26 protein-coding genes are annotated in these 25899 nt (G+C 70.0%); 20 read left to right on the forward strand and 6 right to left on the reverse strand.

The genetic code is table 11. The features are described 5' to 3' along the window. Positions 1-276 precede the first annotated feature (276 nt). From GA0115254_RS37465 to GA0115254_RS37490, 6 genes are all read left to right on the forward strand, one after another. On the forward strand, positions 277-1080 hold the full coding sequence (locus GA0115254_RS37465) for a response regulator transcription factor (protein ID WP_093899710.1): 804 nt from the start codon (positions 277-279) through the stop codon (positions 1078-1080). 24 nt (positions 1081-1104) lie between these two features. Beyond that, a complete protein-coding gene (locus GA0115254_RS37470) occupies positions 1105-2148 on the forward strand; it encodes a LacI family DNA-binding transcriptional regulator (RefSeq protein ID WP_093899711.1) in 1044 nt (347 codons plus the stop codon). Between the two features lie 158 nt (positions 2149-2306). Further along, the gene (locus GA0115254_RS37475) at positions 2307-3431 is read left to right on the forward strand and encodes a S1C family serine protease (RefSeq protein ID WP_093899712.1); all 1125 of its coding nucleotides are present in this window, start codon (positions 2307-2309) and stop codon (positions 3429-3431) included. A gap of 10 nt (positions 3432-3441) precedes the next feature. Continuing rightward, positions 3442-3630: a hypothetical protein gene (locus tag GA0115254_RS37480; protein WP_093899713.1), complete on the forward strand. Its 189-nt coding sequence runs from the start codon at positions 3442-3444 to the stop codon at positions 3628-3630. A 60-nt stretch (positions 3631-3690) separates the two neighbouring features. After that, positions 3691-4422, forward strand: a complete 732-nt coding sequence (locus GA0115254_RS37485; protein WP_093899714.1) for a response regulator transcription factor — start codon at positions 3691-3693, stop codon at positions 4420-4422. After that, positions 4419-5843 (forward strand): sensor histidine kinase, encoded by a 1425-nt coding sequence (locus tag GA0115254_RS37490; RefSeq protein WP_093899715.1) that lies wholly within the window; start codon positions 4419-4421, stop codon positions 5841-5843. Before GA0115254_RS37485 ends, GA0115254_RS37490 begins: the two co-directional genes overlap by 4 nt. Before the next feature lie 199 nt (positions 5844-6042). Here the strand turns inward: GA0115254_RS37490 and GA0115254_RS37495 are convergent, their stop codons facing one another. Further along, a complete protein-coding gene (locus tag GA0115254_RS37495) occupies positions 6043-6936 on the reverse strand; it encodes a phosphatidylinositol-specific phospholipase C (RefSeq protein ID WP_093899716.1) in 894 nt (297 codons plus the stop codon). A gap of 130 nt (positions 6937-7066) precedes the next feature. Here GA0115254_RS37495 and GA0115254_RS37500 point away from each other — a divergent pair, with 130 nt between their 5' ends. Beyond that, a complete protein-coding gene (locus tag GA0115254_RS37500; RefSeq protein WP_093899757.1) occupies positions 7067-7495 on the forward strand; it encodes an HIT family protein in 429 nt (142 codons plus the stop codon). Positions 7496-7556: 61 nt separating this feature from the next. On the opposite strand, the gene GA0115254_RS37505 is transcribed toward GA0115254_RS37500, so the two are convergent. Next, the gene (locus GA0115254_RS37505) at positions 7557-9380 is read right to left on the reverse strand and encodes a bifunctional metallophosphatase/5'-nucleotidase (RefSeq protein ID WP_093899717.1); all 1824 of its coding nucleotides are present in this window, start codon (positions 9378-9380) and stop codon (positions 7557-7559) included. A 776-nt stretch (positions 9381-10156) separates the two neighbouring features. Between GA0115254_RS37505 and mshD the strand changes: the two genes are divergently transcribed. From mshD to pstB, 11 genes are all read left to right on the forward strand, one after another. After that, positions 10157-11080 carry a mycothiol synthase gene (gene mshD / locus GA0115254_RS37510; protein WP_093899718.1) on the forward strand — a complete coding sequence of 308 codons (924 nt, stop codon included), beginning with the start codon at positions 10157-10159 and terminating at the stop codon, positions 11078-11080. Between the two features lie 90 nt (positions 11081-11170). Further along, positions 11171-11581, forward strand: a complete 411-nt coding sequence (locus GA0115254_RS37515) for a GntR family transcriptional regulator (protein WP_093899758.1) — start codon at positions 11171-11173, stop codon at positions 11579-11581. Beyond that, the gene (locus tag GA0115254_RS37520; protein ID WP_093899719.1) at positions 11578-12474 is read left to right on the forward strand and encodes an ABC transporter ATP-binding protein; all 897 of its coding nucleotides are present in this window, start codon (positions 11578-11580) and stop codon (positions 12472-12474) included. The genes GA0115254_RS37515 and GA0115254_RS37520 overlap by 4 nt, the downstream gene beginning before the upstream one ends. Then, the gene (locus GA0115254_RS37525) at positions 12471-13469 is read left to right on the forward strand and encodes an ABC transporter permease (protein WP_093899720.1); all 999 of its coding nucleotides are present in this window, start codon (positions 12471-12473) and stop codon (positions 13467-13469) included. The genes GA0115254_RS37520 and GA0115254_RS37525 overlap by 4 nt, the downstream gene beginning before the upstream one ends. 277 nt (positions 13470-13746) lie before the next feature. After that, positions 13747-16002, forward strand: a complete 2256-nt coding sequence (locus GA0115254_RS37530; protein ID WP_093899721.1) for an RNA degradosome polyphosphate kinase — start codon at positions 13747-13749, stop codon at positions 16000-16002. Beyond that, positions 15989-16984 (forward strand): CHAD domain-containing protein, encoded by a 996-nt coding sequence (locus tag GA0115254_RS37535; protein WP_093899759.1) that lies wholly within the window; start codon positions 15989-15991, stop codon positions 16982-16984. The genes GA0115254_RS37530 and GA0115254_RS37535 overlap by 14 nt, the downstream gene beginning before the upstream one ends. Further along, positions 16981-17394 carry an NUDIX hydrolase gene (locus tag GA0115254_RS37540; protein WP_256102973.1) on the forward strand — a complete coding sequence of 138 codons (414 nt, stop codon included), beginning with the start codon at positions 16981-16983 and terminating at the stop codon, positions 17392-17394. The genes GA0115254_RS37535 and GA0115254_RS37540 overlap by 4 nt, the downstream gene beginning before the upstream one ends. 239 nt (positions 17395-17633) lie before the next feature. Continuing rightward, positions 17634-18770, forward strand: coding sequence for a phosphate ABC transporter substrate-binding protein PstS (gene pstS, locus GA0115254_RS37545; protein ID WP_093899723.1), 1137 nt, complete (start codon positions 17634-17636; stop codon positions 18768-18770). 171 nt (positions 18771-18941) lie between these two features. After that, complete coding sequence (pstC, locus tag GA0115254_RS37550) at positions 18942-19937, forward strand: phosphate ABC transporter permease subunit PstC (RefSeq protein WP_093899724.1); 996 nt, start codon at positions 18942-18944, stop codon at positions 19935-19937. After that, positions 19934-21019: a phosphate ABC transporter permease PstA gene (pstA, locus tag GA0115254_RS37555; protein ID WP_093899725.1), complete on the forward strand. Its 1086-nt coding sequence runs from the start codon at positions 19934-19936 to the stop codon at positions 21017-21019. Before pstC ends, pstA begins: the two co-directional genes overlap by 4 nt. 28 nt (positions 21020-21047) lie before the next feature. Then, a complete protein-coding gene (pstB, locus tag GA0115254_RS37560) occupies positions 21048-21824 on the forward strand; it encodes a phosphate ABC transporter ATP-binding protein PstB (RefSeq protein ID WP_093899726.1) in 777 nt (258 codons plus the stop codon). Between the two features lie 268 nt (positions 21825-22092). Here pstB and GA0115254_RS37565 read toward each other — a convergent pair whose 3' ends face one another. Next, the gene (locus GA0115254_RS37565; RefSeq protein WP_093899727.1) at positions 22093-23091 is read right to left on the reverse strand and encodes an inorganic phosphate transporter; all 999 of its coding nucleotides are present in this window, start codon (positions 23089-23091) and stop codon (positions 22093-22095) included. 5 nt (positions 23092-23096) lie between these two features. Beyond that, positions 23097-23717: a DUF47 domain-containing protein gene (locus tag GA0115254_RS37570; protein ID WP_093899728.1), complete on the reverse strand. Its 621-nt coding sequence runs from the start codon at positions 23715-23717 to the stop codon at positions 23097-23099. A gap of 198 nt (positions 23718-23915) precedes the next feature. On the opposite strand from GA0115254_RS37570, the gene GA0115254_RS37575 reads away from it, so the two are divergent. Continuing rightward, entirely contained in the window at positions 23916-24254 is a 339-nt protein-coding gene (locus tag GA0115254_RS37575) for a metal-sensitive transcriptional regulator (protein WP_093899729.1), read from the forward strand. A 92-nt stretch (positions 24255-24346) separates the two neighbouring features. Here GA0115254_RS37575 and GA0115254_RS37580 read toward each other — a convergent pair whose 3' ends face one another. Both GA0115254_RS37580 and GA0115254_RS37585 read right to left on the reverse strand, forming a co-directional pair. Next, the gene (locus GA0115254_RS37580) at positions 24347-24541 is read right to left on the reverse strand and encodes a hypothetical protein (RefSeq protein ID WP_093899730.1); all 195 of its coding nucleotides are present in this window, start codon (positions 24539-24541) and stop codon (positions 24347-24349) included. A 131-nt stretch (positions 24542-24672) separates the two neighbouring features. Continuing rightward, positions 24673-25560 (reverse strand): SCO4651 family lipoprotein, encoded by an 888-nt coding sequence (locus tag GA0115254_RS37585; RefSeq protein WP_093899760.1) that lies wholly within the window; start codon positions 25558-25560, stop codon positions 24673-24675. A gap of 133 nt (positions 25561-25693) precedes the next feature. Here GA0115254_RS37585 and GA0115254_RS37590 point away from each other — a divergent pair, with 133 nt between their 5' ends. Further along, on the forward strand, positions 25694-25882 hold the full coding sequence (locus tag GA0115254_RS37590) for a hypothetical protein (RefSeq protein ID WP_093899761.1): 189 nt from the start codon (positions 25694-25696) through the stop codon (positions 25880-25882). The last annotated feature ends 17 nt before the right edge of the window (positions 25883-25899 follow it).

The raw sequence follows: 25899 nt of genomic DNA on the forward strand, positions 1-25899 counted from the left end.
GGGAAGAGGATCCGGGCAAAGCAGCCCCCGGGTCCTTTTGTGCTTTCCAGGCGTTGTTACGGCGACGTTTCCACAAGCTCAGCGGTCCCGGGGCGCGGGACCGCACCCGTAGAAACCGCAGTGCGAAAGCCAGCACGAAACGTACGAAGAAGTGCCGCATACTCCCCCGGGCCCTGGCCCGGGAGTGCCCCTCTCGCAGGGAACGAGGAGGACCGACGTAATGGGCGAGCGAACCGTGCACGATCATCGACCGACGACCCAGGCAGGTGGGCGGCGATGAGTTCACTGCTGCTTCTGACGAATGCCCTTCAACCGTCGACGGAGGTGCTTCCGGCCCTCGGTCTCCTGCTGCACAGCGTGCGGGTGGCGCCGGCCGAAGGCCCCGCTCTCGTCGACACCCCCGGTGCCGACGTCATCCTGATCGACGGCCGCCGCGATCTGCCGCAGGTGCGGTCGCTGTGCCAGCTGCTGCGGTCCACCGGACCGGGCTGTCCGCTGATCCTCGTCGTGACGGAGGGCGGCCTCGCGGCCGTCACCGCCGACTGGGGCATCGACGACGTACTGCTGGACACGGCGGGACCGGCCGAGGTCGAGGCCCGGCTGCGGCTGGCCACCGGTCGGCAGCAGATCAGCGCCGACGATTCCCCGATGGAGATCCGCAACGGCGATCTGTCGGTCGACGAGGCGACGTACAGCGCGAAGCTCAAGGGCCGGGTCCTGGACCTGACCTTCAAGGAATTCGAACTGCTCAAATATCTGGCACAGCACCCGGGCCGGGTCTTCACCCGCGCCCAGCTGCTCCAGGAGGTCTGGGGCTACGACTACTTCGGCGGTACTCGGACGGTCGACGTCCATGTGCGGCGACTGCGCGCCAAGCTCGGCCCCGAACACGAGTCGCTGATCGGTACGGTCCGCAACGTCGGCTACCGCTTCGTCGCACCGGAGAAGGTGGAGCGTGCCGCCGAGGAGGCCAAGGCGCAGGCCGCGGCGAAGGCAGCCGCCGAACCCGTCATCCGTCCGGAGCATTCGAGCGTGGCCGAGGTCGTCGAAGAAGCCCCGGTCCGACCTGCCAACCGGTAGGTCCATCCGCGTAGACTGCCGCGCGTGGCCAAGGTGACGCGGGACGATGTGGCGAGACTGGCGGGTACGTCGACCGCGGTCGTCAGCTATGTCATCAACAACGGACCCAGGCCGGTCGCCCCGGCCACGCGCGAGCGGGTACTCGCCGCGATCAAGGAGCTGGGCTACCGGCCCGACCGGGTTGCCCAGGCCATGGCCTCGCGGCGGACCGACCTCATAGGGATGATCGTGCCGGACGCCCGGCAGCCGTTCTTCGCGGAGATGGCGCACGCGGTCGAACAGGCCGCCGCCGAGCGCGGGAAAATGGTGCTCGTCGGCAACTCCGACTACCGCGACGAGCGCGAGGTCCACTATCTGCGGGCCTTTCTCGGCATGCGGGTCTCCGGGCTGATCCTGGTCAGCCAGGGCCCGAGCGAGCGAGCGGCGGCCGAGATCGAAGCATGGGACGCGCGGGTCGTGCTGCTGCACGAACGGCCCGAGGCGATCGATGACGTCGCGGTCGTCACGGACGACATCGGCGGTGCCCAGCTCGCCACCCGGCACCTGCTGGAACACGGCAACGAGTACGTGGCGTGCCTCGGCGGCATGGAGTCGACCCCGGCGGTCGGCGACCCGGTCGCCGACCATGTCGAGGGCTGGCGCCGTGCGATGCACGAGTCGGGGCGCTCGACGGAGGGCCGGCTCTTCCAGGCCCCCTACAACCGTTACGACGCCTATCAGGTGGCGCTGAAGCTGCTCGCGGGTCCGGACAGGCCCCCGGCGATCTTCTGCTCGACGGACGACCAGGCCATCGGTGTGCTGCGGGCAGCGCGCGAGCTGCGGATCGATGTACCCGGGGATCTCGCGGTGGCGGGCTTCGACGACGTGAAGGAAGCCGGTCTGACCGATCCGCCGCTGACGACGGTCTTCTCGGACCGCCCGGCGATGGCACGGGCGGCCGTGGACCTGGTGCTCGACGACTCGTTGCGGGTGCAGGGGTCGCGCCGGGAGCGGTTGAAGCAGTTCCCGTCGGCGCTGGTGGTGCGGCGGTCGTGCGGCTGCGGGCAGTCCACGGCCGGGGCCCGATAGGCCCGGCGGCCCGCAGCCGCGCACCTCTTGTCCCTGCCGGGCCGTACCCTCGTACTTCCCGGCGGGCCGCACTCCCTTATATGGGGCATACGAGGTTCTGCCGGGCTTCTCAGCGCATGCTCAGGCTTCTCTCATCTTCGCCGGACACGCTCTTTGACATGACAGAGAGCCAGCGCCCGAGCGGCGAGTACCCGATGTACCCCTCGTACGGCAACGGTGACGCGTCCTACCCGCCGCCGCCGTCCCACCAGCCCGCGCAGCCGATCGCGACGGGCCCCGGAACCACCGTGTGGCCCGGCTGGGGCGGCGACGCCGACGGGCACGGCGGAGGCGGGGACGGCGGTTACGGCTCCGGCCTCCCGCAGCCCGCACCCGAGCCTGCCGCGTCCCGGCGCCGGGCCCGGCGGCCGGTGGCCCTCCTGGTAGCCGTGGCGATCGCGGCGGGGGTCGTCGGTGGCGGTACCGCCACCGTCATCGGCCAGCTCATGGGCAACGACACGAACAGCACGGGCAGCGGCGTCGTCCCCGGCACCACCGTCTCGCAGAGCAGCAAGGGCACCGTCGCCGGAGTCGCCCAGGCCGTCTCGCCGATGATCGTCGAGATCAACGCGACCTCGACCGCGGGCGAGTCCACCGGCTCCGGAGTGGTCATCACGTCCGACGGCGAGGTCGTCACCAACAACCACGTCATCTCCGGCGCCTCGTCGATCAAGGTGACGCTCAGCACGGGCAGGACGTACAACGCGAAGGTCGTCGGCACCGACGCCGACAAGGACCTCGCACTCATCAAGCTCCAGGGTGCGAGCGGGCTGAAGACGGCCACGCTGGGCGACTCCTCGGCGGTCGCGGTCGGCGACCAGGTCGTCGCGATCGGCTCGCCGGAGGGCCTCACCGGCACCGTCACCAGCGGCATCGTCTCCGCCCTCGACCGCGATGTCACGGTCGCCAAGGAGAACTCCGGCGGCCAGGGACAGGGCGGGCAGGGCGGCGGCGAGCAGTGGCCGTTCGAGTTCGGCGGCCGGCAGTTCAACGGCGACACCGGCAACTCCACCACCACGTACAAGGCCATCCAGACCGACGCCTCACTCAACCCCGGTAACTCCGGTGGCGCGCTCATCAATATGAACGGCGAGATCATCGGCATCAACTCCGCGATGTATTCGGCGAGTTCGTCCGGCGGATCCGGCAGCTCCGGCGCGGGCAGCGTGGGCCTCGGCTTCGCGATCCCGGTGAACACGCTCAAGGCCGACCTCGGCACCCTGCGGGCCGGCAACAGCTCCTGAGGAGACATTCATGCACCATCCGACCGACACCCCCACCGGCCCGGCCGACCTGGCCCTGCCCCTCGCCCTCGTGACGGAACTCGCCGCGGAACCGGCCGCGCGCCGGACCTCCGCGCCCCGGCGCGCCCCGGAGGTCCGTACCGCCGCGGGCCGCAAGCGCCGGGCCGCGCGACGACGTGCCGCAGCCGTGCGAGGCTGAGAGCACGGCAGGCCCCGCGGCCCGCCCCGGCAGCCCGGAACGAGAAGAGGACAACGAGCGATGAGCCCCGCCGAAGACGATCCGCAACGCATCCTGATCGTCGACGACGAGCCCGCCGTACGTGAGGCCCTGCAACGCAGTCTCGCGTTCGAGGGGTACGGCACCGAGGTCGCCGTCGACGGTCTCGACGCCCTCGCCAGGGCCGAGTCGTACGCCCCCGACCTCATCGTCCTCGACATCCAGATGCCGCGGATGGACGGACTGACGGCGGCCCGCAGGCTGCGCTCCGCAGGCACCACCACACCCATCCTGATGCTCACCGCCCGCGACACCGTCGGCGACCGGGTCACCGGTCTCGACGCGGGCGCCGACGACTACCTGGTCAAGCCGTTCGAACTGGACGAGCTCTTCGCCCGCATCCGGGCCCTGCTGCGCCGCAGCTCGTACGCGGCCGCGGCGGGCGGCGGCGTCCCCGACGACAATGTGCTGGACTTCGCCGATCTGCGGATGAACCTCGCCACCCGCGAGGTCACCCGGGGCACGCGCCGGGTCGAGCTGACCCGTACCGAGTTCACCCTGCTGGAGATGTTCCTGGCGCACCCGCGGCAGGTGCTGACCCGCGAACAGATCCTCAAGGCGGTGTGGGGCTTCGACTTCGAACCGAGCTCCAACTCCCTGGACGTGTACGTGATGTATCTGCGCCGCAAGACGGAAGCGGGCGGCGAACCGCGGCTCGTGCACACGGTGCGGGGAGTCGGTTACGCGCTCCGCTCCGGCGGCGGTGACGGATGACCGGGACCCTGCACCGGCTCCGCGCCCTGCCGCTGCGCTCCCGGCTCGCGCTGCTGGTGGCGACGGCGGTGGCGATCGCGGTGGCGGCGGTCGCGGCGGCCTGCTGGTTCGCGACGCGGGTCCAGCTGGAGCAGCAGCTGGACACCTCGCTGCGCAACGTCAAGGTCGACGACGGCTATGTGCAGGACCTGGTCACCGCCTGTACGCACCCCGGCCAGGCGGCCGCACAGCAGCTCGGCGGGGCATACGTCGTGCAGCTCGTCACCGTGTCCGGGAACACCTGCACCGCTCCCAAGGCGTCACCGATCGGTGTGACCACCGCCGACATCGCCGTGGCCGCCGGCCTGCGGGACAACACCCTGCACACGGCCAGGGCCGAGAACGGCAAGAAGATGCGCGTCTACTCCTACACGTACCAGACCCGCAACCCGGTGCCGGGCCTGCCGCCCAGCAACTTCGCGGTCTCCGTCGCCCGCCCGCTGAGCGAGATCACCGAGCCGCTCGCCACCCTCACGTGGGTCCTCCTGGTCGTCTCCGGCATCGGCGTCATCGGTGCGGGCGCCGCCGGTCTCTGGGTCGCCCGTACCGGTCTGCGCCCCGTCGACGAGCTCACCGAGGCGGTCGAGCACGTCGCCCGCACCGAGGACCTCACCGTCCGCATCCCGGTCGAGGGCGAGGACGAGATCGCCCGGCTGTCCAGCTCCTTCAACTCGATGGCCGCGTCCCTCGCCAGCTCCCGCGACCGTCAGGCCCAGCTGATCGCGGACGCCGGCCACGAACTGCGGACACCGCTGACGTCCCTCCGTACCAACATCGAACTCCTCGCCCGCAGCGACGACACCGGCCGGGCCATCCCGCCGGACGACCGCAGGGCCCTGATGAAGTCGGTCAAGGCGCAGATGACCGAGCTGGCCTCGCTCATCGGCGACCTCCAGGAACTGGCCCGCCCCGACGCGGCGGACCCCGGCCCGCTCCAGGTCGTCGCTCTGCACGACATCGCGGACACGGCCCTGGAACGCGCCCGCCTGCGCGGCCCCGAGCTGACGATCAGGGCGGATCTGACGCCCTGGTACGTACGGGCCGAGCCGGCCGGGCTGGAGCGGGCGGTGGTCAACGTCCTGGACAACGCGGTCAAGTTCAGCCCGCCCCGCGGCACGGTCGAGGTCGCGCTGCGCGACGGCGAGCTGACGGTACGGGACCACGGCCCCGGCATCCCTGCCGAGGAACTCCCCCACGTCTTCGAACGCTTCTGGCGTTCCCCGTCCGCCCGCCAGCTCCCCGGTTCGGGCCTGGGCCTGTCGATCGTCGCCCGCACGGTCCAGCAGTCGGGCGGCGAGGTCGCCCTGCGTCCGGCGGACGGCGACGGCACGGTGGCGGTGATCCGCCTGCCGGGGGCGCCGCAGCCACCGCCGGGAATGTGAGCCGGGGGCGCTCGGAGCCGTCGGCGGAATTCCGCCGCGCACTGCGGTGCTCCCCAGCCGCCCGGCGATCCAGCAGTCCGTGCAGGTCACGAGGTTCTCGTCGGTGGCCCTCTGCCCGCCTGCGCAGGACGGAGAACACACGTACCTCGACGTCGGATGGCGCAATTCGAAAGAAACGCAAGCGTTGCGCCGGGAGCGCTCAGGCCCCGGGGTTGTGCCGGATCAGCGACTCCACCAGGCCGGACCGGGTGGCGGGGAAGTCCAGCGGGACGATGCCGAGCCCGGTCCAGCCGGCCGCCTCGGAGCCGTCCAGGAAGGATTGGACCTGGGGGTTGAGGCGGTCCGCGTTCCAGCGCGGGGGCATCAGGGCGGCGGTGCTGACGTAGTTCATGTACAGCTTCCCGGGCTGCTGGGCGGCCTTGCGGAACTGGGCCTCGATCTTCGGATACTTGGCGAACGGCTCCGCCATGTAGTCGTCCTGGATGTCGAAGAGCGCGGAGTCGGCGTAGCGGACGCCCGGCAGCCCGCCGTTGTCGGCGAGCAGCACGACCTTGCCCCGCGCCCCACCCAGCGAGGGCAGCGCCGGGTCGATGCGGAACAGCGGCCGCCACCCCTTGCTGTCGAGGTAGAGGTCGAAGATCCGCCGGAACTCGGCGTCGCTCTCCTCGGAGTACTCCTGCTTGACCCGCATCAGCACGGTCTCGGTGGGCCGCTCGGCCAGGAAGTCCCAGCAGGCGCCGAGCACATCGCCGAACATCAGGTTCTGGTACGAGGCGCCGTGGTGGATCGCGAAGGAGTCGCCGGTGACCCGGCACCGTACGTCGAGGAAGCGCAGCCCGCTGTTCAGCTGCTCGGCGATCGTGGTGTTCTGGCACTCGGTCCAGGGGCCGCCGTAGCGGGCGCCGGAGTCGTGCGAGCCGGGGATCGTGAGGCGTTGCAGCGCGGTGACGTCGGGGATGACGCCCATCCAGTCCTGGGTGGTGAGGACTTGGCGGGACCCGGCGGTGGCGGGCGCCGCGCCCACGAGGACGGTGGCGCCGGCCGCGAGGGCGCCGGTGAGGAAGTTCCGGCGGGTAGCGGTGTACGGGCTCATGCGGGGATGCCTCCATCTGCCGTGGGGGGTCAGCCCTGGGATTATGACGGGTGCACGTCACTACGGGAACAGGGTGGCAGGGTGGGAGAGTGTGCAGCCTCGCAGGCGGACCGGTGCGATCATCGGCCGGATGAGAACCTGCGTCTTCTGCCAGATCGTTTCCGGCCGACTGCCCTCCCACCGTGTCCTGGAGGACGATCACACCGTGGCGTTCCTCGACATCGCTCCGGCCTCTCCGGGCCACACCCTGGTCGTCCCGCGCGAGCACGCCCGGGACATCTGGGAGATCTCCGAGGCCACGCACGGGCATGTCGCCCGCATGGTGCACCGAGTCGCCGCTCTGCTGAACACGGCCCTCGCCCCCGACGGCGTGAACATCGTCCATTCCACCGGCGAGGCCGCCTCGCAGGAGGTCTTCCACTTCCACGCCCATGTGGTGCCGCGCCGGCACGGCGACACCCTGCAACCGATGTGGAATTCCCGGCCGGCCCCGGGCCAGGATCTCGAACAGGTCCTGGCCCGGGTCACCGGCGGTTCGCTGAGGGCACGCGCAGGCTGACCGAAACGCAGTGGGGCGGTGGGCCCGCCGGCCCACCGCCCCTCTCACCCGCGTACGGGAGTTACTGGATGACCGTGATCCGGTCCGTCGCCGGCGGGGCCAGCGGCGCGGCGGCCGTGGAGTGGGCCGCCAGGTAGGCGTTGAACAGGTCCAGGTCGGACGCGCCGACCAGCTTGTCGGTGCCCTGGCCGAGTGCCGCGAAGCCGTCGCCGCCGCCCGCCAGGAACTCGTTCATCGCGACGCGGTAGGTCTTCGCCGGGTCGATCGCCGCACCGTTCAGCTTGATGGTGTCGGTGACCACGCGGGCCGCACCCGTCTTCTTCATGTCCAGGGTGTACGTGAGGCCCTTGGACACCTGAAGGATCTTCGGGCTGGCCTCGTTGGAGCCGCTGACCTGCTGCTGGAGCGCGGTGATCAGCTGGGCGCCGGTCAGGTCGACGACGTTCATCATGTTGGTGAAGGGCTGCACGGTGAACGACTCCCCGTACGTCACCACCCCGTCGCCCTCGCTGCCGGTCGACTTGTACACCAGGTCCGCCCGGATACCGCCCGGGTTCATGAAGGCGACGACCGCCCCGCCCTTGTCCGCCGGGGCCAGGCCCTCCAGCTGGGCGTCCGCGATCAGGTTGCCGAGCGGCTTCTCGGGGGCCGTGGAGCCGCGGCCGTTGATGTCGGCGCTGATGTAGCCCTGCGGCTTGTTCGCGATGGGCGCCGCGAGGGTGTTCCAGCGGGCGATCAGGGCCGTCATGTCGGTGGCCTTGGGCTGGTCCCGGCTGACGATGTGGTTCGCCGACTTCGGGTTCGAGGCGCCGGCCGACTTCACCGACGTACGGACGATGTCCTTGGTACGGCGGTCGTACGTGAGGGTCGTGTCGGTGTAGAGCTTGCCGAAGGACGCCGCCGAGGTGACCATGCGCGGGTTGCCCGCCGGGTCCGGGATCGTGCAGACGTACGCCTGGTGGGTGTGGCCCGTGACCAGCGCGTCGACCTTCGGCGTGATGCCCTTGGCGATGTCGACGATCGGCCCGGAGATGCCGTCACCGGCGCCGGAGCTGTCGCAGTCGTAGTTGTACGAGGCGGAGGCAGGAGCCCCGCCCTCGTGGATCAGCGCGACGATGGACTTGACGCCCTGCCGGTCCAGCTCCTTGGCGTACTTGTTGACCGTCTCGATCTCGTCGTGGAACTTCAGGCCCTTGACGCCGTTGGCCGTGACGATGTTCGGCGTGCCCTCCAGGGTCACCCCGATGAAGCCGATCTTGACGCCGTTCTTCTTCCACACCGTGTACGGCTTGAGGATCGGCTTGCCGGTCTTCTCGCTCGTCACATTGGCGGCGAGGTAGGGGAAGTCGGCGCCCTCGAACTTCTTGTCCTTCTCGTAGCACCCCTCGACCGGGTGGCAGCCGCCGTTCTGCAGGCGGGCCAGTTCGGTGGCGCCCTCGTCGAACTCGTGGTTGCCGACGGCCGTCACATCGAGGTCGATCTTGTTGAGCGCCTCGATGGTCGGCTCGTCGTGGAAGAGGCCGGACAGCAGCGGGCTCGCGCCCACCATGTCACCGCCGGCCGCGGTGATCGAGTACGGGTGCCCCTTGCGCGCGGTGCGCAGCGAGGACGCGAGGTACTCGACACCACCGGCCGGAATCGCCTTGGTCGTGCCGTCGGCCTGCGTCTCGGTGACCGTGCCCGCCGAGCCGGCCGGCGGCTCCAGGTTCCCGTGCAGGTCGTTGAAGGACAGCAGCTGTACGTCGACGGTGCGGGCCGGCTTGTGGTGGCCGCGGTCCTGGGCGCCGGCCGGCATCGCGGCGACGAGCGCGCCGACGGTGGCGAGCCCGGCCGCGGCGGCGAGCATCCGCCGTGACGCACGGTTCTTCTGTGGTGTCGCTGACATCGGTCCCCTTGTGAGTGCAGCGGGAGGTCTGAGAGTGGTGGCGAGTCTGGAGACTTCGTGCGGCAGCCTAGGGTCAACGCGCGTAGCGCGACAGGTGTGCGGGGTTACGAACTGGTTGCCATGCGGTCGGTATCGGCGCCAACCACCGCGCATCATCCGTATGACGTACGTATGCAGGCAGAAAGGTCACGGCACGCGTGCCTGCCGGAAGCGTGTGTGTCACGGAGAACGGAACTCACGACGAAGGCGGTCGTGCCCGCCCGACGGTCGGCACCGGAACTGCCGCCGGGCTCCTGCGAGATGGTCGTGAACAACGCAGCACAGAAGGCAGTCCCGCACCCGCTGCCACAGGCGGGTGACAGCGAATCACTCGGCGCCGCACCGCCTGCCGATGGTCACCACCTCTTGCACGACCCCAGCACGCCCGTGCAGCATCACACCGGCCTCACTGCCCTCGCGCCGGACGCGCAGTCGCGGGCCGCCCGGCGTCGCTCCCCTGTTCCCGGTCATCCGCAAGCCCACCATCCCCCAAGCGCAGCGGCAGCTCTCGCCACGCGGACCGCGATGGCACGAACCCACTGATCACCCGTCCTCGGTCACCACGCTCAACCCTGGATGGCACAGGACCATCACGCGCCGGACGACTACCGAGGGCGACTCGAACGTGACTCGGACACCTTGGTGACGGCTCGGTGCCCACATCGCTCGACGCCCGTTCGGCAGTCCACCGCCCCACAACGCCCGCACCCCTGCCTCGCCCCCGTACGCTCGTACACATGACGACTGACGTACCTCTCCCCGCCCCCGGACGCGAGATCCAGACGCTCGAAGCACTCTCCCCCGAACAGGCCGGAGCCGTGTCCGACCTGCTCGCCGAGGCGGCCCGGTCCGACGGCAGGCAGGCCGTGTCCGAGCAGGGGCGGCTGCAGCTGCGGGGCGGGCGGCGTGAGGGGGTGCGGCATCTGCTGCTCACCAGCGGGCCGACCCTGGTCGGGTACGCGCAGCTGGAGGACACCGACCCGGTCGAGGCGCCGGCCGCCGAGCTGGTCGTGCATCCGGCGTACCGCGGGCAGGGGCACGGGCGGGCGCTGGGTGCGGCGCTGCTCGCCGTGACCGGGAAGCGGCTGCGGGTGTGGGCGCACGGCGGGAAGTCCGCGGCCCGGCATCTCGCGCAGGTCCTCGGCCTCTCCCTCTTCCGCGAACTGCGCCAGCTGCGGCGCCCGCTGAGCCCGCTGGACATCGCGGAGCCGATGCTGCCGCCCGGCGTCACCGTCCGCACCTTCGTACCCGGCGAGGACGACGCCGCCTGGCTCGCGGTGAACCGCGCCGCCTTCGCCCACCACCCCGAACAGGGTTCGCTGACCCAGCGCGACCTGGACGACCGCAAGGCGGAGCCCTGGTTCGATCCGAAGGGCTTCTTCCTGGCCGAGCGCGACGGCGAGCTGATCGGCTTCCACTGGACGAAGGTGCACGCCGATGACCACCTCGGCGAGGTGTATGTCGTCGGCATCCGGCCCGACGCACAGGGCGGCGGACTCGGCAAGGCGCTCACCGCGATCGGGCTGCGCCACCTGGCCGCCGAGGGGCTGCCGACCGCGATGCTCTACGTCGACGCGGACAACAAGGCGGCCCTGACCGTCTACGAGCGGATGGGCTTCGCGACGCACGAGGTGGACCTGATGTATCGCACGGAGTCCTGAGCAGCCGCAACTCGCCCTGGGGCGGCGTCGCTTGACGTCGCCCCCTCTTTACGCCACCCTTCCACTACTTAATTAGTGAAAGGGGTGAACATGGCAGAGTCCGCAGCGGTCGAGTACCGCATCGACCGGCGCAGCGGCGTCGCCACGTACCTCCAGATCGTCCAGCAGACCAAACAGGCCCTCCGTCTCGGCCTGCTGGAGCCCGGCGACCGGCTGCCCACCGCACGCGAGGTCGTCGAGGCCACCGCCATCAACCCGAACACCGTGCTCAAGGCCTACCGGGAGCTGGAGCGCGAGGGCCTCGTCGAGGCCCGGCGCGGGCTCGGCACCTTCGTCACGCGGACTCTCGGCGGCGCTGCGGCCGCCGACGACGCGCCGCTGCGCGCCGAGCTCGCCGACTGGGCCCGCCGGGCCCGCGCGGCCGGACTGGAGAAGGACGACGTGAGCGCGCTCTTCACCGCCGTACTGGACAAGACCTTCAAGGGGGATCAGGCCGGATGACAGGCGCTGCGATCGAGGCCGTCGGCCTCGGCATGAAGTACCGGAGCAGGAGCGGGGGCTGGGCGCTGCGCGACTGTTCGTTCCGGCTGCCCGCCGGGCGCGTGTGTGCCCTCGTCGGCCCCAACGGTGCGGGCAAGTCCACCCTGCTCGCCCTCGCGGCGGGCTTCCTGCGGCCCGCGGAGGGCACAGTACGGGTGCTGGGCGGGGCGCCCGGGGAGGCAAGGGCCAAGATGGCCTTCGTGGCCCAGGACAAGCCGCTGTACCCGCAGTTGACGGTCGCCGCCACGCTCTGGGCGGGCGCCGAGCTGAACCCCGCCACCTGGGACCAGGACACCGCCGAACGCATCGCCGGGGAGCTCCCGCGCGACGCCGGGGTCCGCAGCCTCTCCGGCGGCCAGCGCACCCGGCTCGCACTGGCCCTCGCCCTCGGCAAACAGCCCGAACTGCTCCTGCTGGACGAACCGATGGCCGACCTCGACCCCCTCGCCCGCCACCAGCTGATGGGCGCACTGATGGCCGAGGCCGCCGAGCACTCCACCACCATCGTGATGTCCTCGCACATCCTCACCGAGCTGGAGGGCGCCTGCGACTACCTCCTGCTCGTCGACGGTGGCCGGGTCCGCCTCGGCGGCGAGACGGACGACCTCCTCGCCGCGCACACCCTGCTCACCGGTCCGGTGCGGGACACCGCCCCGCACACCGTCGTCGAGTCCCGCACGGCGGGGCGTCTGCAGACGGCGCTGGTACGGAGACAGGGCCCCGTGGACGCCACCGTCTGGGAGGCCGCGGAGCCTTCGCTGGAGGAGCTGCTGCTGGCGCATCTGCGCTCACCGCAGGCACCTGCTCTGCTGACGCCGAGCGCCGAGGCCGGCAAGGAGGTGGCTGCCGTATGAGCGCCATCAGTCTGCGTGCGCCCGTCGCACCCGCCGCCGGGTTGCGGGGCCCCATCCGCGTCCTTCTCCGCCAGCACCGCCGCTCCCTGTGGGCGGCCGGCGCACTCCTGCTACTGGGCCTCGCCGTCGTGGTCGGGCTCCGGATCTGGGTCGCGGTCGCGAGCTCGGACGAGCTCTGCGCCGACGGCGACATCACCCGCTGCGGCGACGACACCTACCAGCCCACCTACGCCCGCGCCGCCACCGAGGCCTATCTGTCGGACGGTGGGACCGCCATCCTGCTGCTCGCCGCGCTCATCGGCGTCTTCGTCGCCGGACCGCTGATCGCCCGCGAGCTGGAGAGCGGTACGTTCCGGCTCGCCTGGGCCCAGTCGGTCTCCCCGGCCCAGTGGCTGGCGGCCCGGCTCGCCCTGCCCGCGGCTCTGGTGACCGCCGGGGTGACCGTGCTCGTCCTCGTCTACCGATGGGGCTGGTCGGGCTTGCAGAACAACCCGTCCGCCTCCGAACTGGGCTGGCACGAGAACGGTATCCATCCCGCCCTCGGCCCGACCGCCGTCGCCTACGCCCTGCTGGCCCTGGCCGTGGGCGCCCTGTGCGCCGTGGCCGTACGCCGCACCGTCCTGTCCATGAGCCTCACAGCCCTCGTCCTGGGCACGGTCATGCTGGGGTTCGGCAAGCGCCGCTACGAGCTCTGGCCGACCGCCCGCTTCCTCGGCGACGACGGCCCGAGCGGTGACGCCTGGCACATCGAGTCGGGCATGCTCACCGCCTCCGGCAAGGAGCTCTACTGGAAGGACTGCTTCAGGGCCGGCACGACGATTCCGGAGGACCCCACAAGCTGCCTGCGCAACCAGGGCGGCATCACCTACTTCGCCGACTACCACCCCACCTCGCATTTCTGGCCCATCCAGCTCGTCGAGACCGGCATCCTGCTCGCCCTGGCCGCGCTCGCCGTCGCCCTCGCCTTCCGGGTGCTGCGCCGCCACCACGGGTAAGACCGCTTCCACGCACCGTGTCCGGGCCCCTTCAAGGGCCCGGACACTGCTTGTACGACCGATCCGTCCACGGCACACCGCTTCCTGCACGTCATGTCGCCGTTACCAGCCATTCAGAAGCGCTTGCGACCCTCTCAGGATGCAGCCAGCTGTGCCGACCCCCCGCAACGGGAGAAATCCCGGTGGAGACCGTGCGAATCACGCGAACCGTGAGTTTCCCGTGATCTCCGCACCGTCCGGCGCGCCCTCGAAGCCCCAGGCGCGGAAGAATAGGGCCATGAGCCAGCAGCCCAGCTCCGAGGTACCGGTCCAGCCCACCGTGCAGCCGTCGGTCGGCTCGCTCGCCGCGCACCGGCCGCACGCCGTCGCCTCGTCGGCATCCAACGGCGCCGTACTGTCGACCCGGGCCGACCTCGATCCCGACATCGACGCCGACGTCGACGCATACGAACCCGACGTCGACGGCAGCGAACTGCCCCACGGCCGTTTCCTGGACCGGGAACGCAGTTGGCTCGCGTTCAACGAACGGGTGCTCGAACTGGCCGAGGACCCGGCGACGCCCCTCCTCGAACGAGCCAATTTCCTCGCGATCTTCGCCTCCAACCTGGACGAGTTCTTCATGGTCCGGGTGGCCGGGCTGAAGCGCCGCATCGCCACCGGTGTCGCCACCCGCTCCGCCTCCGGACTCCAGCCCCGCGAGGTCCTCGACCTGATCTGGACCCGCTCGCGCGAACTCATGGCCCGGCACGCCGCCTGCTACCAGCAGGACGTCGCCCCCGCCCTGTCCGAGGAGGGCATCCAGCTGATCCGCTGGCCCGAGCTGACCGAGAAGGAACAGGCCCGCCTGTTCACCTTCTTCCGGCAGCGCGTCTTCCCCGTGCTGACCCCCCTCGCCGTCGACCCGGCCCACCCCTTCCCGTACATCTCGGGTCTCTCGCTCAACCTCGCCGTCGTCGTACGCAACCCGGTCAGCGGCCACCGTCACTTCGCCCGGGTCAAGGTGCCGCCACTGCTGACCCGCTTCCTGGAGGCGTCGCCGCAGCGGTACGTGCCCATAGAGGACGTCATCGCCGCCCACCTCGAAGAGCTCTTCCCGGGCATGGAGGTCCTCGCCCACCACATGTTCCGGGTCACCAGGAACGAGGACCTGGAGGTCGAGGAGGACGACGCCGAGAACCTCCTCAAGGCCCTGGAGAAGGAACTCATGCGGCGCCGCTTCGGCCCGCCGGTCCGCCTGGAGGTCGAGGAGTCCATCGACCCGTACGTGCTGGACCTGCTGGTGCGCGAGCTGAAGGTGTCCGACGCCGAGGTCTACCCGCTGCCCGGACCGCTCGACCTCACCGGGCTCTTCGGTATCGCTTCCCTGGACCGGCCGGAGCTGAAGTTCCCCAAGTTCATCGCGGGCACCCACCGCGATCTCGCCGAGGTCGAATCCGCCTCCGCGCCCGACATCTTCGCCGCCCTGCGCGAACGCGACGTGCTCCTGCACCATCCGTACGACTCGTTCTCCACCTCCGTACAGGCGTTCCTGGAACAGGCCGCGAGCGACCCCGACGTCCTGGCCATCAAGCAGACCCTGTACCGGACTTCGGGCGAATCCCCGATTGTGGAAGCCCTCATAGACGCTGCCGAATCCGGCAAGCAGGTTCTCGTACTCGTCGAGATCAAGGCCCGCTTCGACGAGCAGGCCAACATCAAGTGGGCGCGCAAGCTGGAGGAGTCCGGCTGCCATGTCGTCTACGGGCTCGTCGGCCTCAAGACCCACTGCAAACTCTCGCTCGTCGTCCGCCAGGAGGGCGACACACTGCGCCGGTACGCCCACGTGGGCACCGGCAACTACCACCCCAAGACCGCCAGGCTGTACGAGGACCTCGGCCTGCTGACCGCCGACCCGCAGGTCGGTGCGGACCTCTCCGACCTCTTCAACCGGCTCTCCGGCTACTCCCGCCGCGAGACCTACCGCCGCCTCCTGGTCGCCCCGAAGTCACTGCGCGACGGGCTGATCACCCGTATCAACAAGGAGATCACGCACCAGCGGGCCGGGCGCAGCGCCTACGTCCGCATCAAGGTCAACTCGATGGTCGACGAGGCGATCATCGACGCCTGCTACCGGGCCGCCATGGCGGGCGTACCGGTGGACATCTGGGTACGCGGCATCTGCGCGATCCGCCCCGGCGTCCCCGGCCTCTCCGAGAACATCCGGGTCCGCTCGATACTGGGCCGCTTCCTCGAACACTCCCGGATCTTCTCGTTCGGCAACGGCGGCGAACCCGAAGTGTGGTTCGGCAGCGCCGACATGATGCACCGCAACCTCGACCGCCGGATCGAAGCACTGGTCCGGGTCACCGACCCCGCCCACCGCGCCGCGCTCAGCCGGCTCCTGGAGACCGGCATGGCCGACACCACCTCCTCCTGGCACCTCGGTCCCGACGGGAACTGGACCCGGCACGCCACGGACGCGGACGGCCAACCACTGCGGCACGTACAGGAAATGCTCATTGACGCCCGGAGGCGCCGGCGTGCGACGCCATGACCACCAGACGACGCAGGCGGACCTTACGGCAGGGGCGGTGCTCGCGCCCTACCTGCAGGAACAGGCCGCCGAATTCCTGCGCAGCCTGCGCCTGCACCGCGAGAACAGCGCCCCCACGGACGCCGGAACCCATGCCGCCGAGGCGGCCGCCGGTGCCCTGCGCCGCTCGTCCCGCCGGATCGGCGGCACGCTGCACACCTTCCGGGCGGCGCTGGACACGGCCTGGGCCGAGCAGCTGCGCACCGAACTGGCCTGGCTGTCGGGCACCCTGGCCCGGGAGCACGCCTACGCGACCCGGCTGAACCGGCTCCTCGAAGCTCTCCACGCCCTGTCCGGCACCTCACTGCCCACCGCCCGCACCGGGTCCGGCTCCGATGCCGCCGGTGACAAGGAGCGTGCCGCCCTCGGCGTCGGCGCGGCCCGCGCCGGGGCGCTGCTCGAACGGCAGCTGACCCTCGCCCGGACCCGCGCCCACTCCGCGGCGCTCCAGGCGCTCGGCTCCTCCCGCTTCCATGCGGTGGCCGACGCCGTCGCGCTGCTCGCCTCCGAGGTGCCGCTCGCCGCGGCAGCCACGGCTCCGGCCGAGGAGATGCTGCACGGGCCCGCCGACCGGGCCGAACAACAGCTGCTCGGTGCGGTGGCCGCGCTCCCCTCGGACGAGGCGGTCGAGCCGTACAACGAGGCGCAGGACGCGCCCTGGCACCGGACCCGGCTGCTGCTGCGCCTGCACCGGTACGCCCACGAGGTGGTACGGGGCGCCCCCGATCCGGTCCTGGTCGCGCCGGGGCGCGCGCTCGATCTGCACCGGGATGCGTCGGAGGCGGCCGCCGCGGCGGCATCGGCGGCCCGCACGCCCCGGATCGCGCCCGCGACCGCGTACGCCCTGGGGGTGCTCCACGCCGATCAGCGGCACGAGGTGGAGGCGGCTCGCGGTGTGTTCCGGGAGAGCTGGCCGTACGCGACGGCGGTGACCGCGCCGTGAGAAGCGGGCCTGTGCTCGCCGCGGGGTGCGTGCTGTGGCGCCGGTCGGAGCGCTCCGGCGAGCTGGAGATCTGTCTGGTCCACAGACCCCGTTACGACGACTGGTCACACCCGAAGGGCAAGCTGAGGCGCGGCGAGTCCGCGCTGGACGGTGCTCGGCGCGAGGTCCTGGAGGAGACGGGCCACCACTGCGCACCGGGCGCCCCGCTTCCCACGGTCCGGTACGCCGTGAACGGGCGTCCCAAGGAGGTCGCCTACTGGGCGGCCGAGGCGACCGGTGGCGCCTTCGTACCGAACGCCGAGGTCGACCGGGTGAGCTGGCTCTCCCCGGCGGCGGCCCGTAGCCGCCTCACCCGGCCGCACGACCGGGATGTGCTGGACGCCTTGCTCGCCGGCCTGCCGAGCACCTGACCGGGCCGGGGTTCAGGCCCTTCCGGCGTCGAGGACGGCACCCTCGCCCCGGACGGGCCCCAGAACCACACCGTCCGACACGGTTCACCTCCCGTTCACTCTCCCCCGTAAACGGCTTCACCTGTTCTGCCTAACTTCGGCAGTGCACGGTGCGCGGCGCAACGCCGCAGCACCCACCACATCGCACGCCGTCGTAGAACGAACAGACCTCGGCGGCTCCTGGAAGGAACACCCGAAAAGTGAAGCTTCAGCGCAAGAACCGGCTTCGTGCCACCGCGCTCGGTGCCCTCGCCGTCTCCGGCGCCCTGGTCCTCACGGCGTGCGGTTCGGACAACAACAGCGACGGGTCCACCGGCGGCAACGGCGGCAAGACGAGCGCCGCGTCGAACATCAAGTGCGACGACGCCAAGGGTCAGCTGCTCGCCTCCGGCTCCAGCGCGCAGAAGAACGCCATGGACCTCTGGGTCAAGAACTACATGGCCGGCTGCTCGGGCGTCGAGGTCAACTACAAGTCGTCCTCATCCGGTGAAGGCATCGTCGCCTTCAACCAGGGCACGGTCGGCTTCGCCGGTTCCGACTCGGCGCTGAAGCCCGAAGAGGTCGCCGAGTCGAAGAAGATCTGCAAGGGCGGCCAGGGCATCAACCTCCCGATGGTCGGCGGCCCGATCGCCATCGGCTACCACCTGGAAGGCGTCGACAGCCTCACGCTGGACGCCCCCACCCTCGCCAAGATCTTCGACGGCAAGATCAAGAAGTGGAACGACCCCGCGATCGCCAAGCTCAACAGCGGCGCGAAGCTCCCGGACAAGGCCATCCAGCCCTTCCACCGCTCCGAGGACTCCGGCACCACGCAGAACCTCGGCAAGTACCTGGGCGCAGCCGCCCCGAGCGACTGGAAGTACGAGGCCGAGAAGAAGTGGCCGGCCCCCGGTGGCCAGGCCGCGTCCGGCTCCTCCGGTGTCGCCGCCCAGGTGAAGCAGGTCGACGGCGCGATCGGCTACTTCGAGCTCAGCTACGCCACCTCGCAGTCGATCTCCACCGTCGACATCAACACCGGTGGCTCCACCCCGGTCAAGGCGACCCCGGAGAACGCCTCCAAGGCCATCGCCGCCGCCAAGATCAAGGGCACCGGCAAGGACCTGGCGCTCGACCTCGACTACACCACCAAGGCCGAGGGTGCGTACCCGATCGTCCTGGTGACGTACGAGGTCGTCTGTGACAAGGGCAACAAGGCCGAGACCCTGCCCACGGTCAAGTCCTTCCTGAACTACACCGCCGGTGACGAGGGCCAGAAGCTCCTCACCGACGCCGGCTACGCGCCGATCCCGACCGAGATCAACGCGAAGGTCCGCGAGACCATCGCCTCCCTCTCGTAACCGGGGTACGCAGCCCGAAGGCACGCAAGCACCACCCAGCAACACCCGTAGCAACGTCAGCAACACCTGGCGGGCCGGTCCGGTGCACCCCTCCGGACCGGCCCGCCACCACCCATCCGGTGCACCGCCGCCAGGGGAGCCCACCGCTCCCCCACACAGACCGGAAAGACCATGGCTTCCACCACACCGATAGACACGCCGCCGGCATCGCCGGTGGCGCGCAAGCGCGCCAGGCCGAAGACCGGGCGCGCGGGCGACAAGATCTTCCTGGGCCTCTCAAGGGGCTCGGGCATTCTGCTGCTTGTGATCATGGCGTCGATCGCCGTGTTCCTCACCTACCGCGCCGCACTCGCCGTCTCCAAGGACGAAGGCAACTTCCTCACCACCTTCGACTGGAACCCGGCCGGCGACCCGCCGGTCTTCGGCATCGCGGTGCTCCTCTTCGGCACGATCGTCAGCTCGATCGTCGCGATGGCCATCGCCGTCCCGGTCGCTGTCGGTATCGCCCTGTTCATCTCGCACTACGCGCCGCGCAAGCTGGCCGCGCCCCTCGCGTACGTCGTCGACCTGCTCGCCGCAGTGCCGAGCATCGTGTACGGCATCTGGGGCGCCCTCTTCCTGGTCCCGTACCTGGAGGGCCTGAACCTCTGGCTCGACCAGTTCTTCGGCTGGACGTACCTCTTCGAGAAGACCGAGGTCGGCGTCGCCCGCTCGCTCTTCACCGTCGGCATCCTGCTCGCGATCATGATCCTGCCGATCGTGACCAGCGTCAGCCGCGAAGTCTTCCTCCAGGTCCCGAAGATGAACGAGGAAGCCGCCCTCGCCCTCGGCGCCACCCGCTGGGAAGTCATCCGCCTCTCGGTGCTCCCCTTCGGCCGCTCGGGCGTGATCTCCGCCTCGATGCTGGGCCTGGGCCGTGCGCTCGGCGAGACGATGGCCGTCGCCACGGTCCTGTCGCCGAGCTTCGTCATCTCCGGGCACCTGCTCAATCCGGGTGGCGGGACGTTCGCCCAGAACATCGCCGCGAAGTTCGACGAAGCCGACGCGTTCGGGCGCGACGCCCTGATCGCCTCCGGCCTCGTGCTCTTCATCCTCACTCTGCTGGTCAACGGCGCGGCCCGGCTGATCATCGCCCGCCGCAAGGAATACTCGGGGGCCAACGCATGAGCCAGGCAGCCAACACCGGCATCCAGGAACGCCCCACCCCGATGGCGCCCACACGCAAGACCAGTCTCAGCAGCCGGGCCCTGCCCCGCTGGGCCCCCCTCGCCTTCGCGGCCGTCGCGATCGCGCTGGGCGTGGGCATCGGCGCGGCGGCGGGCTGGCGCAGCCACACCCAGTGGGGACTGTTCTCCGCCCTGCTCTTCCTCGTCATCTCGTACGTCACGACGACGGTCGTCGAGAACCGGCGCCAGGCCAAGGACCGCCTCGCCACCAGCGTCGTCTGGGTGTGCTTCCTCCTTGCCGTCGTCCCGCTGTTCTCGCTGATCTGGACGACGGTCAGCCGCGGCGCCAAGGTCCTCGACGGTTACTTCCTGACCCACTCCATGGCCGGTGTCCCCGGCATCGAGGCGGGCGGCGGCGTCTACCACGCACTGATCGGCACCCTGGAGCAGGTCGGCCTCGCCACCCTGATCTCCGCCCCGATCGGCCTGCTGACCGCCGTCTACCTGGTGGAGTACGGCAAGGGCGCGCTCGCCAAGGCCGTCACGTTCTTCGTCGACGTGATGACGGGTATCCCGTCCATCGTCGCCGGTCTCTTCATCCTGTCGATCATGCTGATGACGAAGCTCGAGCCGTCCGGCCTGATGGGTTCGCTGGCCCTGTCGATCCTGATGATCCCGGTCGTGGTCCGCTCCACCGAGGAGATGCTCAAGCTCGTCCCGAACGAGCTCCGCGAGGCATCGCTCGCCCTCGGCATCCCGAAGTGGCGCACCATCCTGAAGGTGGTCATCCCCACCGCGATCGGCGGCATCACCACCGGTGTGATGCTCGCGATCGCCCGGATCGCCGGCGAGACCGCGCCGATCATGCTGCTGGTCTTCGGCAGCCAGCTGATCAACACCAACCCCTTCCAAGGTGCACAGTCCTCGCTCCCGTTCTACATCTGGGAGCAGTACAAGATCGGCAGCGAGCCGTCGTACGACCGTGCCTGGGCCGCCGCTCTGGTCCTGATCGCCTTCGTCATGATCCTCAACCTGGTGGCCCGCGGCATCGCCCGCTGGAAGGCCCCGAAGACCGGCCGCTGACCGCGGCACGAAAGAAGCAGTGATTCAGATGGCCAAGCGCATCGACGTCAGCGGCCTGTCCGCCTACTACGGCTCCCACCTCGCCATCGAGGACATCTCGATGACCGTGGAGCCCCGCTCCGTGACCGCCTTCATCGGCCCGTCCGGCTGCGGCAAGTCCACCTTCCTGCGCACCCTGAACCGTATGCACGAGGTCACCCCCGGTGGCCGCGTCGAGGGCAAGGTGCTGCTGGACGACGAGAATCTGTACGGGGCGAACGTCGACCCGGTCACCGTGCGCCGCACGGTCGGCATGGTCTTCCAGCGCCCGAACCCGTTCCCGACCATGTCGATCTTCGACAATGTCGCGGCGGGCCTCAAGCTGAACGGCTCGTACAAGAAGAACCAGCTGTCGGACATCGTCGAGAAGTCCCTGCGCGGCGCCAACCTCTGGAACGAGGTCAAGGACCGGCTGAACAAGCCCGGCTCCGGTCTCTCCGGGGGCCAGCAGCAGCGCCTGTGCATCGCCCGCGCGATCGCGGTCGAGCCGGAGGTGCTGCTGATGGACGAGCCGTGCTCCGCCCTGGACCCGATCTCCACCCTCGCCATCGAGGACCTGATCGGCGAGCTGAAGGAGCGCTTCACGATCGTCATCGTGACGCACAACATGCAGCAGGCGGCCCGTGTCTCGGACCGCACGGCGTTCTTCAACCTCGCGGCGGTCGGCAAGCCCGGCAAGCTCGTGGAGATCGACGAGACGGAACGCATCTTCTCCAACCCGTCCGTTCAGGCAACCGAGGACTACATCTCGGGACGCTTCGGATAGTCACCCGGCAACGGGGCTGACGTGGGCCGGGGGCGTGGGTGGTCACGCCCGGTGGTGGGTTTCCACCGGCGAACCGCCTCACCCCTCCGGCGAACCGGCCCCGTCCCCAGACTGCCTTGAGGTGCTGCATGGCGGTGCCACCGCAAGGCGAAGGGGCCGCCCCCACTCCCCGCAGAGGGAGTGGGGGCGGCCCCATTTCCGTACCACCACGATCACGCCGGGCAGCGGACGAAGCGGCCACCGGACGACCCGGCAACCCCGCCGCCCGTCACCCGAACAGCAGCACCACAACCCCGTAACTGGCGGCAGCGACCAACGCCGCGGCCGGCATCGTGATGAACCACCCCAGGATGATGTTCTTGGCGACACCCCACCGCACCGCGTTCACGCGCTTCGTGGCGCCCGCACCCATGATCGCCGAGGTGATCACATGCGTCGTGGAGATCGGCGCGTGAAACATGAACGCCGAGCCGAACATGATCGACGCGCCCGTCGTCTCCGCGGCGAACCCCTGCGGCGGGTCCAGCTCGATGATCTTCCGGCCGAGCGTCCGCATGATGCGCCAGCCACCCGCGTACGTACCCAGCGAGAGCATCAGCGCACAGACGAGCTTCACCCAGACCGGAATCGGGTCGCTCGGGCTCTCGACATCGGCGATGACCAGGGCCATCACGACGACACCCATCGTCTTCTGCGCGTCCTGCAGACCGTGGCCGAGCGCCATGCCCGCGGCCGAGACCGTCTGGGCGATCCGGAAGCCGCGCTTGGCCTTGTGCGGGTTGGCCTTCCGGAACACCCACATGATCGCGACCATCACCAGATAGCCGACGATCAGGCCGATGACCGGCGAGAGGAACATCGGGATGACGACCTTGTCGAGCACCCCGTCCCAGTGCACCAGCGTCCCGCCGGCGAGCGCCGCACCGACCATGCCGCCGAACAGTGCGTGCGAGGAAGAGGACGGCAGCCCGAAGTACCAGGTGACGAGGTTCCAGATGATCGCACCGACGAGCGCGGCGAAGAGGATTCCCATCCCCTTGTCCCCCTCGGGGGTCGCGATCAGACCCTCACTGACGGTCTTGGCGACACCGCTGCCGAGGAATGCACCGGCGAGGTTCATCACCGCGGCCATCGCCAGTGCCGCACGTGGTGTCAGTGCACGGGTGGAGACGGACGTGGCGATGGCATTCGCCGAGTCGTGGAAGCCGTTCGTATAGGTGAAGCCGAGCGCGACACCGATGGTCACGATCAGCGCAAAGGTGTCCACGTGGTTCAGGACTCCTTGACCGCGATGGTCTCCACCGTGTTGGCGACATGCTCGAACGCGTCGGCGGCCTCTTCCAGCACGTCCACGATCTGCTTGAGCTTCAGCACCTCTATGGCGTCGTACTTGCCATTGAAGAGATGGGCCAACAGCTTGCGGTGGATCTGGTCGGCCTGGTTCTCCAGACGGTTGACCTCGATCCAGTACTCGGTGAGGTTGTCCATCGTCCGCAGACCCGGCATCGCCTCGGCGGTCAGCTCGGCCGCCCGGGCCAGCACCTCGATCTGCTGCGCCACACCCTTGGGGAGTTCTTCGACCTGGTACAGCACGACCAGGTCGACGGCCTCCTCCATGAAGTCCATGATGTCGTCGAGCGACGATGCGAGGTTGTAGATGTCCTCGCGGTCGAATGGCGTGATGAAAGAGGAGTTCAGCTGGTGGAAGATCGCGTGGGTGGCATCGTCCCCCGCGTGCTCCGCTGCCCGCATGCGCTCCGCGATCTCGACTCGGGAGGCAGAGTCCGCCCCGAGCAGTTCCATCAGGAGTTTCGAGCCCGTGACGATGTTGTCCGCGGATGCGGAGAACATGTCATAGAAGCTCGTCTCCCTGGGGGTCAGACGAAAGCGCACGTGGGGTCCTCGGGGCTTTGGATTCGGTCAGGCTGATGCTAGGCGCATCATCCGGCCACGGCTAACCGGCATTCTTCAGTGTCGCGCATGGGGCACTGCGATCAGCACGGGCCCCCGGTCACGTTTCGGCAGAATTCGTTAGGATATACCCACCAGGGGTATATGAACGGCAGGGTAAAGGGAAAACGGGAGGCAGCAATGACCACCACCGAGGCCGCGGAGACGGAACCGGTCGTCACCGACCACGACCGGGGTATTCACGGCTATCACCACCAGAAGGCCGAGCACCTCAAGCGGCTGCGCCGGATCGAGGGCCAGATCCGCGGTCTCCAGCGGATGGTCGACGAGGACGTCTACTGCATCGACATACTCACGCAGGTCTCGGCGTCCACGAAGGCGCTCCAGTCCTTCGCGCTCCAGCTGCTGGAGGAGCACCTGCGGCACTGCGTCGCCGACGCGGCGGTCAAGGGAGGAGACGAGATCGACGCGAAGGTCGAGGAGGCCACGAAGGCCATCGCCCGCCTGCTCCGTACCTGATACGGGGAGATGCCCGGTGCGGGAGGGATGCCCGGCGCCGACGGGGGATGCCCGGTGCGGGGCGGGGTCTGATGCGGGGCGGGGCCCCGCACTCACCCCCGGTGGTCGGCCTGCCGGGGGACGGCGGTCCGTTCGGTGATCACCCGGACGTCCAGCACCTCGTCGATACGGTCCGCGCTGAGCCGTTCCCCGATCGCGGCCGACGCGGCGATCATCAGCTCACCGCAGAGCTCGATCTCGGCGAGGGCCACATGGTCGGATACGGTCCGCGTGCCGAGCGTCACCACGTCACTCACCTCTCACTGCCGTCGCCGACTTCCTAGCGTAGGGAGCGGACCACACACCGCGCATGGCACGGACGGACCATTTCGCGCCGCCGGCATGCCTATGTCCCCGCCTTCGTCCGTGTGCCGCCGGGCTATCTCTGTCGGATCTTCCCGGTGTAGATGTCGCGACCGTCCGGCAGCCGTACGGAGACCGGTACCCCGAATCCGTACAGCAGCGTCGTCGACACCACCTCCACCGCCGGCCCCTCGTTGGCGAAGGTGAACCGGTGGCGCACCTTGCGCAGCCGCCCCTGTTCGTCCAGATACGCGTCGAACGGCACCGTGTGCGTGTGGAACCCTTTCGCCGCCGCGGCCAGTGCCCCGCGCGATTTCGGCGAGGCCTCGCGCGCCGCCCGGCCGATGTCCGAGATCCCCCGGTAGTGCCGCACGGCCACCCCGGCGAGCTCGGTCCTTCCTACGTACGTCACCTGCCGCGCCCCGCGCAGCAGTTCGGCGGCGGCCATCGGATCGGTCGCTCCGCCGGTGACCAGATTGCCGTCCTCCAGGGTCGTCGTGTCGATCCTGACCCACTTGTCCGCGGGCACTCCGGCGCCGCGGTTCATCATGTAGAGCGCGCCGGGGGCCAGCAGTTCGGTGATGGGACGGTGCTCGTCCTCGCCGGCGGCGTCCTCGGGCAGCACGACCTCGAGCCGCCCCACCTGGTTGCGGAAGTCGTACGTCCCCCAACCCCTGATCGTCACCCGCGTCCCGCCCGCCGCGGTCTCCATCGACGTACGCACCTCGGCGCTTCCGGCCCCGGTCACCGTCCCCGTGCCGGTCCCGCGCACCGTCCCCGCGAGCATCGCGGCCGCCCGGTGGACCGCGTCGAGGGAGTCGGCCCCGCCTCGTTCATCGGCCATCGCACGGTCGCCGCCGCCACCGCCTCCCGAGCATCCGGCGGTCGCCGCCATCACGCCCACCACGGCAAGGGCGCAGACAGCGCGCGCCCCGCTTCCGGACCTGTGCTGCTGCACCACCATCGCCTGCCAACCCCCAACGACGTACCGCTTGCCCGAGCCCCCCATCCGCTCCGCATAACGACAGCCCGTGTCCCCCGTCACGCCGCTCCCGTACGCCACACCGCCGGGTGGCCGTGCCCAGTACCGTGGACGGGTGTACGTCCAACACACCGATGAGGTCCCGCAGACTCCCCCCACCCCCGCGTCCTCCGGGCACGAGCCCACGACCGTGGAACGCGGCTCGTTCTGCACCGCCCGCTGCAACTGCGGCTGGTCCGGTCCGGCCCGCCGCTCCCGGGACCGGGCCCGCACGGACGCCGCGGAACACAGCACGGCGCCCTGACCTCCTCTCCCACTTTC

Origin of the sequence: Streptomyces sp. Ncost-T10-10d (assembly GCF_900091955.1) — a bacterium.
GTDB lineage: Bacteria > Actinomycetota > Actinomycetes > Streptomycetales > Streptomycetaceae > Streptomyces.